The 12,873-nt window shown below is 50.1% G+C and carries 12 protein-coding genes; 9 read left to right on the top strand and 3 right to left on the bottom strand.

What is annotated here, in order from left to right; all coding sequences use genetic code 11:
- The first annotated feature begins 53 nt into the window (after positions 1-53).
- Genes EJQ19_RS11700 through EJQ19_RS11690 form a run of 3 tightly spaced genes read left to right on the top strand, consistent with a single transcriptional unit; the run spans position 54 to position 3,332 of the window.
- On the top strand, positions 54-1,439 hold the full coding sequence (locus EJQ19_RS11700; protein WP_126141407.1) for an ammonium transporter: 1,386 nt from the start codon (positions 54-56) through the stop codon (positions 1,437-1,439).
- A gap of 37 nt (positions 1,440-1,476) precedes the next feature.
- The gene (locus EJQ19_RS11695) at positions 1,477-2,553 is read left to right on the top strand and encodes a DUF294 nucleotidyltransferase-like domain-containing protein (protein ID WP_126141406.1); all 1,077 of its coding nucleotides are present in this window, start codon (positions 1,477-1,479) and stop codon (positions 2,551-2,553) included.
- 44 nt (positions 2,554-2,597) lie between these two features.
- The gene (locus EJQ19_RS11690) at positions 2,598-3,332 is read left to right on the top strand and encodes an exonuclease domain-containing protein (RefSeq protein WP_126141405.1); all 735 of its coding nucleotides are present in this window, start codon (positions 2,598-2,600) and stop codon (positions 3,330-3,332) included.
- On the opposite strand, the gene EJQ19_RS11685 is transcribed toward EJQ19_RS11690, so the two are convergent.
- Positions 3,326-3,754 (bottom strand): M67 family metallopeptidase, encoded by a 429-nt coding sequence (locus EJQ19_RS11685; protein WP_126141404.1) that lies wholly within the window; start codon positions 3,752-3,754, stop codon positions 3,326-3,328. The two genes, EJQ19_RS11690 and EJQ19_RS11685, sit on opposite strands and share 7 nt — an antisense overlap.
- Before the next feature lie 38 nt (positions 3,755-3,792).
- Positions 3,793-5,097, bottom strand: a complete 1,305-nt coding sequence (locus tag EJQ19_RS11680) for an MFS transporter (RefSeq protein WP_126141403.1) — start codon at positions 5,095-5,097, stop codon at positions 3,793-3,795.
- A gap of 178 nt (positions 5,098-5,275) precedes the next feature.
- On the opposite strand from EJQ19_RS11680, the gene EJQ19_RS11675 reads away from it, so the two are divergent.
- Positions 5,276-5,809, top strand: a complete 534-nt coding sequence (locus tag EJQ19_RS11675) for a TlpA disulfide reductase family protein (protein ID WP_164716484.1) — start codon at positions 5,276-5,278, stop codon at positions 5,807-5,809.
- Between the two features lie 48 nt (positions 5,810-5,857).
- Here the strand turns inward: EJQ19_RS11675 and cimA are convergent, their stop codons facing one another.
- Positions 5,858-7,477: a citramalate synthase gene (cimA, locus tag EJQ19_RS11670; protein WP_126141401.1), complete on the bottom strand. Its 1,620-nt coding sequence runs from the start codon at positions 7,475-7,477 to the stop codon at positions 5,858-5,860.
- 222 nt (positions 7,478-7,699) lie between these two features.
- Between cimA and EJQ19_RS11665 the strand changes: the two genes are divergently transcribed.
- The 5 genes from EJQ19_RS11665 to EJQ19_RS11645 form a co-directional block, all read left to right on the top strand.
- A complete protein-coding gene (locus tag EJQ19_RS11665; protein WP_126141400.1) occupies positions 7,700-8,998 on the top strand; it encodes a DNA polymerase IV in 1,299 nt (432 codons plus the stop codon).
- Positions 8,999-9,004: 6 nt separating this feature from the next.
- Positions 9,005-9,508, top strand: a complete 504-nt coding sequence (gene mobB / locus EJQ19_RS11660; protein ID WP_126141399.1) for a molybdopterin-guanine dinucleotide biosynthesis protein B — start codon at positions 9,005-9,007, stop codon at positions 9,506-9,508.
- A 65-nt stretch (positions 9,509-9,573) separates the two neighbouring features.
- The gene (locus EJQ19_RS11655; protein ID WP_126141398.1) at positions 9,574-9,807 is read left to right on the top strand and encodes a ferredoxin; all 234 of its coding nucleotides are present in this window, start codon (positions 9,574-9,576) and stop codon (positions 9,805-9,807) included.
- A 165-nt stretch (positions 9,808-9,972) separates the two neighbouring features.
- On the top strand, positions 9,973-11,823 hold the full coding sequence (locus tag EJQ19_RS11650) for a CHASE2 domain-containing protein (protein ID WP_126141397.1): 1,851 nt from the start codon (positions 9,973-9,975) through the stop codon (positions 11,821-11,823).
- A 22-nt stretch (positions 11,824-11,845) separates the two neighbouring features.
- The coding region (locus EJQ19_RS11645; RefSeq protein ID WP_206438406.1) for a FecR family protein at positions 11,846-12,873 on the top strand (1,028 nt) is incomplete at its 3' end.

Here is a 12,873-nt window from a genome sequence, read left to right as displayed (position 1 = left end):
CATTAAGAGTTTCATTACATGTTATTTAATCTAACATTAAAGGAAGTGGTCGAATGGTTAAGAAGTTTTTGTTAGCTTTTGGTTTGATGTCTTTATTGTTCCCTACGCTTGCATTTGCTGCAGATGATGCGACAGCACCGCAGCTGCAAAGCGCGATCGACGCCGTGTGGGTTATGCTGGCAGCGATCCTCGTTATTTTCATGCAAGCCGGTTTCGCGCTTTTGGAAGCAGGGTCAACGAGAATGAAAAATGCAGGGCACGTTGCAGGCAAAACCATTTTGACTTTCGGACTTTGTGCGATTGCCTTCTGGGCGGTAGGTTTCGGATTCGCATTCGGTGATGGCAATGCCTTCTTCGGCGAAACAGGCTTTTTTGTAACAGGTCTTGAAGATCAAGCGGCTGCAGCATTCGGCTCTCTATCCTTTTCCGATGTGCCGATCGGCATCAAATTTTTGTTCCAACTCGCATTTGCCGGCGTCTCCCTGGCCATTGCCTGGGGTGGTTTTGCAGAGAGAGCAAAGCTTCCGGTGTACTTCATCTTCGGTATTCTCTTCACCGTTGTCATTTATCCAATCGTGGCTCACTGGGTATGGGGCGGCGGCTGGCTCAGTAAATTGGGCATGCAAGACTTTGCGGGCTCTACGGTCGTTCACTTGCAAGGCGCAACTGCAGCGCTCGTAGCGACGATCTTGCTTAAACCGCGTATCGGTAAATATAATAAAGATAAAACGCCTAACTTGATTCCTGGTCATAACCAAGTTTTATCCGTACTGGGCGTCATCATTCTCTGGATCGGCTGGTTTGGTTTTAATCCAGGTAGTACGCTTAGCGCAATGGGCGACGGTTTCTTTGGCTACATTGCATTGACTACGAATATGGCTGCTGCGGCAGGCGGTGTTGCTGCACTTATTATTTCCTGGATGTACTTCGGTAAAGCGGATATTCCTAGCATGTTGAATGGTGTGCTTGCAGCGCTTGTAGCGATTACAGCGGCTTGTGCTTTCGTAGACACCTGGGCGGCAATCGTAATCGGTGCAGTTGCAGGTATCGTAACCTTCTTCACAGCGCAATGGTTTGAAAAAGCAGGTGTCGACGATCCGATCTATGCTTTCTCTGTACACGGTATTGCAGGTATCTGGGGCACTCTGTCCACTGGTTTCTTCGCAACACCTGAACTTTCCGCGAAAGTAGGCGTAGGCGGCGCTGGCTTGTTCTACGGCGGCGGTTTGCATCAACTTGGCGTTCAAGCGCTTGGTGTATTCGGTGCACTGGCATTCGTACTCATTCTTTCCTTCATTATTCTGGGTATCATGAAAGCGACTGTAGGTCTTCGCGTTACGGAAGAAGAAGAAATTATCGGTTTGGATCTTTCCGAGCACGGTTCCTACGGCTATCCTGAGCAAATGAAAAAAGCGGCTCAAAACGGCGTAACGGTATAACTTTCCTACATTTTCACTAGAGCAAAGGGGATGCAACATGACTCATCTCTCATTGGAACCGATCCTGGCACGTATTCATCAAGCGGAAGCATTCGATGAGATGCGGTGCGTCAGAGATCAAGTTCAAGAGATGTTTCGTGAGCATCTCCTTTTGTCTTATACAGCTGAATTGGGCGATCAGATCAACCTTGTGCACGACACTTTTATCGGGCGGACGGCAGAGCTTGCGGAAAGCATGTTGGAAGCGGAGGGGCTTGGGAAGCCGCCTGTTGAATACGCCTTTTTCTTGTTAGGCAGCGGCGGACGCAGTGAGCAGACGCTTTGGAGCGATCAGGATAACGGCCTGATCTATGCCGACAGCGAGACGTATCCGCAGGAGGCGCTTGAGGGGTATTTTAGCCGGCTGGTCAGCTTGATACTGCATGGTTTGGATGTTCTGGGCTATCCGCCATGCGAAGGGAATGTGGTGTCAAGTAACCCGCAATGGCGAAAATCGGAAGCGGGATATCGCGCGATGACGCTGGAATGGTTGACGGATCCGAATTGGGAGAATATGAGATATTTGCTTATTTTGGCGGATATTCGCTGTATTTACGGTGCGCCGCGGCTTGTTGAACGTTTGAAATCCATGATGCTAACGTACATTGCCGAACATCCTGCGATTCTGGACAATTTACTGTCCAACACGCTGCGTCACAAAATTTCGCTCGGTATTTTCGGGCAGTTGATTACAGAGCGGTATGGCGAGGACGCAGGCGGGTTCGATATTAAATACGGCGCGTATATCCCCATTGTCAACGGTATCCGGCTACTAGCCATCCAAGCGGGGATCGCGGAGTCCTCCACGATGATGCGCATTCGGCTGCTGCGAGAGCAGGGTGCTGTCGCGGAACCGCTGACGAGAGAGTGGGAGACGGCTTTCGGTACGGCGATACGGCTGCGGAATGCAACGCCATTTCAAGTCGAAGAAGAGAAGTACACGACTCGGGGAAGGCTGACGGCGGAGCAGCTTACGAAAGAAACGCGGCAGATGCTGAAACAATGCTTGCGTACAGGCGTGGAATTGCAAAAATACGTAGCAAAATCCATCGAATCCTATAGAGAAAAAGGTTAGGTTGATGATCGGATCGGTATGTGATGTGGGGAGAGGTGACTCGCATGAAGGATATGCGTCCTGCAGGACGTATGTGGCATCTGTATAAAATGGGGGGACTGACCCCTGCGCTGACTTCTATGTTTGATGCGCAAAGCGCGCAGCAAATGGCTTTTATTCGTTCGATGCTGAGGGAACAGAGAAAGGATTCGCTGTTTGAGATACCGCTTCATTCCATGGAGCTTGTTGTCTTCGATCTGGAGACGACCGGCTTCTCGCCGTATAACGGTGATGAGATTATTTCTTTTGGTGCGGTGTCGGTTGTTGGCGGGGAAGTGCAGACGCAAGATACGTTCTACCGGATGGTCAATCCGAAACGGAAAATCCCCAACGACATTGTGGAACTGACGGGAATTACGAATGAAATGGCAAGTGAAGCGCCTGATTTAATCAGTGCATTGAGCGATTTTCTGGAGTTTGTGCAGCAGCGGATTCTGGTGGCTCATGCCACGGGCCATGATAAAAGTTTTCTCAACTCGGCGCTGTGGCGCACGTCCAAAGTCAGTTTGTCCCATCGGGTGCTGGATATTATGATGATTGCTAAATGGCTCATGCCGAAGCGCAAGAATTTAAGCTTGGATTCCCTACTCCACGCCTACGACATTCCTGTGACCGTGCGCCATCATGCACTGGAAGACGCACTGATGACGGCGCAGCTGTGGTCGCGTTTTATGGAAGAAATTAAATCTCGCAACGTAGATACGCTTGGCGATCTCTACGCCCTCTTAAGCCATCATTGACCAAGAGCAAACGGAAGTTTGCGGTATTCGGTTGATGCGGCTTTTTTTATTTGGTAAATTTGCAATTCAGGTGCCGTCTGATGTTGGAGCGATAAAATCCAGTGGGTGGGAATGGTGTGCCAAAGTGTCTGCAAATCCTGACAGGACGGGATCGGCGGTGCAGAAGGATGAGAATGGAACAAGCCGATTAAAGGGGTAGGGCCGGGCTTCAGATAAGGGAGTATGTCCATCGGATCAATGGTGAATTCGCGGGTTGGTTGCTCGGCCACATTCGGCAATGGAAAGAACGTCGCAGCATACAGAACGTCTGCTTCGTGCTCTGTCGGGCAGCCGAGTATGACGCCGCAAGCTTCCTCGGGAAACGTTTCCCGACTATAGGCAACGAGATGATCGTACAGGTCTTCCTTTAGCTGAATAAGCATGACCCTGCCCCCATTCCAAGCGAGATAGTTCTATTGTATCATGCTTCTTGCTTCAATTGTGCAGGAGGTTTGATGAAAAAGAAGACCAGTGCCAACATCAGCGCTGATAAGCAGACGACGGTTGTAAAAAGCGTCATATGGGACTTGTTCATAAGCCATCCGAACAGCGGGGGGCCGAAGGCCACGCCGATAAAGCGCAGGCTGTTGTACAAGGAAGTGATCATGCCGCGCTGGTCGCGCTTCACGGAGCCGGTAATGAGCGTATTCAAGCAGGGCAGCAAAAGGCCTGTGCCAATGCCGCTGAGCGACAGCAAGCCGATGAGCAGCGCAAGCTTCCCGTTCGCAAAAATCGCGCAGGTGAGCGAGACGATCATGAGTCCGAGGCCGACGTTCATCAAAATGCGCATCAGCGTCCCGTTTTGTTTGATTTTTGCTCCGGTGGTGTAAGAAGTTATGACGAGGCATAGCAGAGGGATTGCGAGGAGCAGTCCTTTTTTTACGCCATCGATGTTGTAAGGCTTCTCTTCTAAAATTTGCGAGAGATAGAAGAGGACGCCGAAGAGGATGAAGAGAGTGACGGCGCCGGCAAAGAAAGCAGGCAGCAGCCAGTGTCCTTTTTGGCCCAGAATGGATTTGATTTCTTTTAAATACTGTTTGAGTGGCTCGGCTTCTTTGTCTTTGGCGGGTTCTTTGATCATGAAAATAACGGCTAGCAGCGCCAGCAGGCAGAAGACTGGGAAGGCAAAAAAGGGCGCAAACCAAGTGAGCAGCGCGAGAAGTGAACCTAGAATGGGGGAGACGACTTTCCCGATGCCGTTGGAAGCCTCAATGAGACCCAGTGCTTTGCTCGCTTCGCCGCCTTTGTATATGTCGCCGACAAGTGCCATGGCAATAGGGGCTGTGCCCGCCGCGCCAAGGCCTTGCAAGGCACGGGCAGTTATGAGGATTCCGTATGAGCTCCACACTGCGCCTAGCCCCGCGAGGATGCCTGCTGCGCCGTAAACGATCAGCGAAGGAATGATGACCGCTTTGCGTGTGAAACGATCGGATAAGTAGCCGGAAACCGGAATGATGATGCCTGCCGACAACGAGAACAACGTTATGACTAGAGAGCTCTGAAAGCGGGAAATGTGCATGTTGTCCTGCATATCCGGCAGTACGGGCACCAGCATGGAATTGCCCAGCACAAGCACTAAAGGGATGGTTGCCAAGGCAAGGTACTGCCACAGGCTTCCTTTTTTCCCGGAGGGGGCTTGTTTGTCGCTTGAGTCGGTATGCTGCGCATAGCTTTTCTTGTTTTCTGCTGCGCCAAATCCTTTTCGCTTTAGAGTAGCTTGTTTCATGAACATGTTCATCCTTTCCTGCATAAATACGCAGGATTACTTTACCCTAATCGGCTGAAAGCATACGCGGGGGAATGCAGGTTGGAAATTTCGCCGATTTGGAGATAATATAGAAGAGATGGCTGGTCGTTCGCTTGATGGCGAACTGCTCGCCCATGCATCCTGGGAGGCGGAATGTTTGAAAAAGAAAGTCATAAGTATAGCCATACTGGTTATTGTCATAGGTTTGATTGGTTATCGGGTCGTGCAGCATATGAATCAGAAGACGCTGACGGCGGAGGAAGCGGCGAAGGTGAATGAACTGGCGCCGGCGTTTACGCTGCAATCGCTGGATGGACAATCGTTGGCTGTAGGTGGGGAACGGGACAAGCCGCTGTTCTTGAATTTCTGGGCTTCCTGGTGCGGGCCGTGTGAAGAAGAGGCTCCGGATTTGGTGAATCTCTACAAGAAGTATCAAGGAAAGTTTGACTTGTATGCAGTGAATGTCACGCCTGGCGATAAAATGGACAACATTAAAAAGTTCGTTGACACGTACCAATATCCGTTTCCGGTGCTGCTCGACAAAGAAGGGAAAAATGCCGATGCTTATTCGGTGATAGCGATTCCGACGAGTTTTCTCATCGATCGGCATGGTGTCATCCGCGAGGTGATCCATGTTCTGTCCGCGAAGGAACTGGATAAGAAGCTGGCAAAGCTGATTGCTGAGTCATAAAAAAAGCTGCAAGCCGCCCTAGGTAAGGGCTCTTGCAGCTTTTTGTCATTAATGGTTAACAACGCCGAGTTGTTCGAGTTGATCTTTGTCTTCGCGTTCGATGCGGGTACGCCCGAGCAAAGCGTAACGCAAGCTGTCCACGAGCGCATACCAGCTCGCTTCGATGATGTTGCTGGATACGCCGAGCGTGTTCCAGGTGGAGCTGAAGTCGGTTGTCTCCATGAGCACCCGTACTTTGCCGGCAGTCGCGTCTTTCTCGTCGAGGACGCGTACTTTGTAATCGGACAGATGGATATTCTTGATGTCCGGATAGTATTGAATGAGCGCTTTGCGAAGCGCATTGTCCAGTGCATTGACCGGACCGTTGCCTTCCGCGGCGGTGTAGATGGTCTCGCCATGCACTTTGACTTTCACGATGGCTTCGGATACGACGGCATGGTTGGCTGTTTTTTCAACCAACATTTTAAAAGACTCCAGCGTGAAAATTTCTTCCAGCCCCTCGAAAGCTTCGCGCAGGATCAGCTCGAGCGTCGCGTCCGCACCTTCGAATTGGTAGCCTTGGTGCTCCATTTCCTTGATTTTCTCGATGATCTCTTTCGATTTCTGAGGATCGCGATCAAAGTCCAGATTGAGTTCTTGCGCTTTGACCAGCACATTGCTTTGTCCTGCCAATTCGGAAACCAGAACGCGCTGCTTGTTCCCGACCAGCTCAGGCTTGATATGCTCGTATGTGCTTGCATCCTTCAGGATCGCGGACACGTGGATGCCGCCTTTGTGTGCGAATGCCGCGTTGCCGACAAACGGTTGATTGATCGGCATGTGCATGTTCGCGATCTCGCTGATGTAGCGAGATACGGATGTCAGTGATTTCAGCTGCTCATCGGAAAGTACGGAGTAACCCAGCTTGAGCTGCAGGTTCGGGATGACGGAGCTCAGGTTGGCATTGCCGCAGCGCTCGCCATAGCCATTGATGGTGCCTTGCACTTGACCTGCTCCGGCTTGTACGGCAGCAAGACTGTTTGCTACCGCGAGCTCGCAATCGTTGTGCGCGTGAATGCCGACCGGCGTGGAGACGTGCGCTTTAACGGCCCCGACGATTTGAGCGATCTCGCCTGGCAAGGAACCGCCGTTCGTATCGCACAGAACGATCCAGTCCGCACCGGCGTCCTGCGCTTTGGAAATCGTTTGCAGCGCGTATTCCGCGTTATTTTTGTACCCGTCAAAGAAATGCTCGGCGTCGTAAATGACCTCAAGCCCTTTGCTTTTCAAAAATTGAACGGAGTCGTAAATCATGTTCAGGTTCTCTTCGAGTGTCGTCTGAATCGCAGTCGTTACGTGAAAATCCCACGATTTCCCGAAAATCGTCGCAACTTGAACGCCGGAATCGACCAATCGGTTCAGGTTAATATCGTCGCAAGCTTTCGAGTCTTTGCGACGCGTGCTTCCGAACGCAGTGATTTTGGCATTTTTGAAAGTCATCGTGCGCGTACGTTCAAAAAATTCAATATCTTTGCTGTTGCTGCCCGGCCATCCGCCTTCAATATAGTGAACCCCGAGCTCATCGAGCTTGCGGGCAATTTTGATTTTATCTTCAACAGACAAGCTAATGCCTTCTCCTTGCGTTCCGTCTCGTAAAGTGGTGTCGAAGATTTTGACTGATGTTGGCATAGGTGGTTCCTCCTTCAAAAGCTGGGAAAGTGCGTGGGTAAATCACACAAAAATCTGAAAGTTGCGATTTTCGCTAATGTATAATTTACGATTATATCATAAATGTGGCAGGAAGGACATCGCAAAGGCCAAATTAGGTTTGCTTGCCCTGGGCTTTTTCGGTATGCTGATCTTGTCTACATTCGGTCGGAAGGAGTTCCCGGTGAGAGGAGGCAAGCGAACATGACCGCTCATTCCCATTATCCCAAACAAGGACGCGTAATCTTACATATAGATATGAATGCGTTTTATTGTTCAGTACATGAGGCGGTAGAGCCTGAGTTATATAAAGGAAAACCGCTTGCCGTCGCCGGCAGCGTGGAACTGCGCAGAGGCATTATTGTAACCTCGTCGTATGCGGCAAGGAATCTTGGCATCAAGACCGGCATGCAGGTGCGGCAGGCATTGAAACTATGTCCGGATCTGATCTTGATCCGGCCTGATTTTGACTTGTATCGCGATTTTTCCAGGCGGTTCATGCAGATCGCGTACAGCTATTCGCCGCTCGTGGAATCGATGTCCATCGACGAATGCTTCGTGGATATTACGGGCTCCAAGCAATTCGGCACTCCACTTGAGATTGCGAGCCAAATTCAGGAGCGGATTGCCATGGAGCTGCGGCTGCCTTGCTCGATCGGCGTCGCGCCGAATAAGCTCCTGGCCAAGATGGGTTCGGATATGAAAAAGCCGAATGGCATCTCCGTGATTCGGCTTCGCGATGTGCCTACAGTATTCTGGGATAAACCGTGCCAATATTTATACGGCATCGGACGAAAAACCGCGGATAAGCTGACCCGGTTGGGCATCCTGACTTTAGGGCAGCTCGCCAAGGCGGACGATGCGCTGTTATTAAAGCATTTTGGTATCGTCGGTGCGCACTTGAAACTGTCGGCAAACGGGATCGATCACTCGTCGGTCAACCCAGAGCATGAACAGAGCAAGTCGATCGGGCATACGACGACACTGCCGCGAGATTATACGGACCGGACGGAAGTCCATCGCGTGCTCCTCAATTTGGCGGATCAAGTGGCAAGACGATTGCGGCGGCAGGAGTTAATGACACAGACTGTCGTGGTCACGATCCGCGATCCGGAAATGCGGACGATAACGCGCTCACTGACGCTGCAGGCGCCTACTGAGCATTTGGACGATATCTATCGAACGGCTTGCCAACTCTACGATCACCATTGGGAGGAGGGCAATCCCGTCCGGCTGTTAGGTGTGACGCTGCAAAGCTTGAGCGCTCGGGAAGAAACCTATGTGCAGTTGGATTTGTTCGATTATGAGAAGCAGCCGAAGAAGGAGAACTTGAATCGAATTATGGATGGGCTGCGGGATAAGTTCGGCGAAAATGCGATTCTGACGGCAGGGATGCTGAGCAACGACCCGTCGGCGATGATCCGCAATCACAAGGCGCGTGGCACGTCGCTGCAGATGGATCATTTGCGGAACAATCCGCTGCATAAGGATGAGGAGAAGTGATAAAAGATGGCAAATTACGTGGGCTTTGCCGGATACTCAGGCAGCGGCAAGACGACGTTGATCGCGAAGCTTGTTGTTGAACTGTCGCGGCGCGGCCGGAGCGTGGTTGTGATGAAACATGACGCACATGGACATTATAATGAGGTCGAAGGCAAGGATTCCACCGGGTTCATTAAGGCAGGAGCTACTGCGGTCGTCACGATATCCCCTGATGCCGTTCGTACGTATGAGCGAAAGGAAGAACCAAGTCTAGCTGAGCAGATCGAGGTGCATGCGGACGCCGATATCATTCTTATTGAAGGATTTAAGCAAGACAAGCATCCAAAGATCGCCGTCTTTCGTACGATAGAACAGGGGCGGATTCTCGACATGCTGGATCCGGAACCGATTGCTACCGTGCTGGATGCATCGTTAAGGGTGGAAGCTTATAGGGGCCCTGTTATGGATATAAACGATGTTCACGGGATTGCCGATTTTATTGAAATGTACGTGGGTCTATCAAATTTTTAGGTTTGAACTTTGTCCGTATTTATATTATATTTTACATTGAGGATAATTTGAGGAGGAGTAGAAACATGGCAAAGTATACATTCGTTGATAAAGATACTTGCATCGCTTGCGGCGCGTGCGGGGCTACAGCTCCAGACATCTATGATTACGACGATGAAGGTTTGGCTGAGGTTATTTTTGACGGTGATGGCAACAAAGGGGTAACGGAAATTCCTGAAGATCTGTACGATGATCTGCAAGATGCTCAAGACGGCTGCCCTACGGATTCCATTAAAGTTGCGGATTCTCCTTTTAACTAAATCATCATACGCGTTATGTGATCTAACACATGATGTCGAAAGAACTCGCATCCTATGCAGGAAGCGGGTTCTTTTTTTGCAAAAAAACCATGAAATTTGTAACATTTTATTGCCATTTCCAGGCTCCCATCTTACAATAAAACTAGTAAACACTGGGAGGGCCTTATGGGTAAAAAGAAATGGTTGAAAACCGTGGCGGTAGGACTGTTGATCGCAATTTTATCGACATATTTCTACACGGTGACTGTGAGCGGATTGTTTTATTTTGTGGAAGGCCCACTCCAGGACACGCTTCGGAAAGCCAAGTCGGAAGATGAACGACAGCCGGATGATCGCATCAAAATTGTTAAAATTGATGAGAAATCGCTTGCGGCCATCGGAAAGTTTCCATGGGACCGCAAAGTCTATGCGCAGTTAATAGAGAAGCTTGAGCAATCAGGTGCAGCAGCCATCGGCATCGACGTTGTGCTGGCTGAGCCCTCGAAAGACCCCGCAGATGACAAAGCACTGGCGGATGTGGTGGCGAAATATTCCAATGTTATTTTGCCAATCCAGATTAATTATCCTTCCAAGCAGCAGCAAGCAGGCGAGTTGATTCCCGAGCGGATCGATTACCCCGCATCCACGCTAACAACAAACAAAGGACAAATGGCCCATATCAACGTATTTGTGGATAAGGACGGGAAAGCCCGCAAATTACCTGTGGGACTGCCCGACGAAAAGGGGCAATACATACCGGCTTTTAGTGTAGCCTTGGCGAATATGGTTCTAGGAAAAGACGAGAAAGTGAGACGTGATGAGGCGACCGGCAAATGGCTGCGCGGCAGTGAGACGATTCCGACGAATGATAGAAATCAAGCCACAACGGAATTTTTCACGACGCCAAGACAGGAAGCTGACGCTTCTACCGGTTATGAACTGTTATCGGTAATCGACGTTCTCAATAGTTCGAAGCCGCTTCCGCTCGAGGGCAGCATCGTCCTGGTCGGACCTTTCGTAACCGCCATGCAGGACGAGTATCCGACGCCAATCTCCTCCGTGAAAATGTTCGGGATCGAGATCCACGCCAATATGATCCAAACGCTGTTGGAAAGCAAGTTCTACAAGGACATGTCCAAACCGGCAGGCGTCGCTGCCATCCTTGTGATGGCACTGCTGGCCATCTACTTGTTTGAACGGTACAAAGGAAAAGCGGCCCTCTTTATTTTTATCGGTTTATTCGTGGTCTATGGCATTATCTGGCTTCTCTTATATACAGTCGGATCTACATTTGCACCGCTTGTCTATCCGCAGTTTGCGCTTGTCGCGATCTATGTCTGGTCGATTGTGAGCCATTACTTGGATGAGAGAAAGGAACGCAACCGGGTCACTGGGATTTTCGGGCGCTTCGTTTCAAAATCTGTCGTGGACGAGCTGCTCCAATCGGGCGAGGATGTGAAGCTCGGGGGAAGTCGGAAGGACATTACGTTAATTTTCGTCGATATTCGCGGTTTTACGCCGATGTCCGAGCGGCTCGAGCCTGAGCAGGTCATTCAGGTTCTTAATGAATACTTGGATGTATGTACGAAGGCGATTTTCAAATTCAACGGGACGTTGGATAAGTTTATCGGCGATGGTGTCATGGCGATGTTCGGCGCGCCGATCGAATTCGACAACCATCCGGAAATGGCGGTTCGCGCAGCGATTGAAATGAAGTCGCAAGCGAACATTTTGGAACAAAAGCTGATCGATACCTACGGCATCGGCGTGAAATTCGGTCTCGGCATTAACAGCGGCCCGGCGGTCGTCGGAAATATCGGATCGGAAGGCTTAAGGCTGGATTATACGGCGATCGGCGATACGGTGAACCTCTCTGCAAGGCTGGAGTCCAATGCAAAGCCGGGGCAAATTCTGATCAGTGAACAGACGTATGCACGCGTGAAAGATTTGTTCAATATCGTGTCCATCGGTGAAATCAAGGTCAAAGGGAAAGAGAAGCCGGTGGCCGTTTATGAAGTATTAGGTCATCTATCATAAAGAGATTAAAGGAGGCAGGAACGTGAGAGTAACCAGTAAGTCTTTGCTATCATTCTTTTTGAGCTTAAGCTTGATGCTCAGCGTATTTTCATTTGTGCTCGCGAAGCCCGCAGACGCCAAGACAGTTCGCGTCGCCATTATCGCATCGCTTTCCGGCGATGTAACGGTCAAGAAAGGCGGCGGCTCCAAAACGTACGACGCTTACGAAAGCATGAGCTTGAATCAGGGGGATACTATCTATACCGGTGATGATTCCTCGGTGACGCTCAATTTAAGCAATGGCGATGCCGATGTTACATTAGGCGATAATGCGGAACTGAACGTATCCGACTTGAATTCGGCTGAAGGTAATAAAAAGTCCAAGCTGAAAGTTTGGGCAGGCTCGTTATGGGTGAAGGTCAAATCGCTGGCCGGCTCCGACGATGAGTTCGAGGTGGAAACGCCGACGGCGGTTATGGGTGTTCGCGGAACACAGTTTTACGTATCGGTTGATCCGGTTACCGGCAATATCAAAATGGCTGTAGGCGCGGGGAAAGTGTCCGCCTCAACCACAACTGTAAACGAAGACAACGACCAGGAGACGAGCATTACGTATTTGTACCCGACCCAGCAAATAACGCTGGATTCCAGAGATGAAGCAGCGGATCTGGATACGAAAGTCGAGTTCCTGGATGTAGAGGAATTCATTAAACAAGCCTCTCCGGCTGTTATTGAAGAGTTCATTAAAAATAAAGCCGAGATTGATAAAGAAAACGATGAATTTATCGCTCAAAAGCAAAAGGAATTAAACGAAGGTAAAACAACAAAAGACAACACGTCGCTTACCGTCAATTCCCAAGCGGATTTGGACAAGGTGAAGAAAAACCTGGACAACCTGGTCGGCAACATTGCGAAAGAAGCATTGAATGAGCAAAAGTTCAATCAAGACGCGATGAATAAGATTGTTGAGGCTGCCAACAAGAAGATACCAGAAACGCCGAGAAAACTTGATTTGAATAAAGTCCAACCGCTCGATAAAACGGCAGGGGTAGATCCTGAGCTTGAGAAGAA

The sequence above is a fragment of the Paenibacillus whitsoniae genome, from assembly GCF_003955665.1.
GTDB lineage: Bacteria > Bacillota > Bacilli > Paenibacillales > NBRC-103111 > Paenibacillus_E > Paenibacillus_E whitsoniae.
This window is presented reverse-complemented; position numbering and strand designations above follow the sequence as displayed.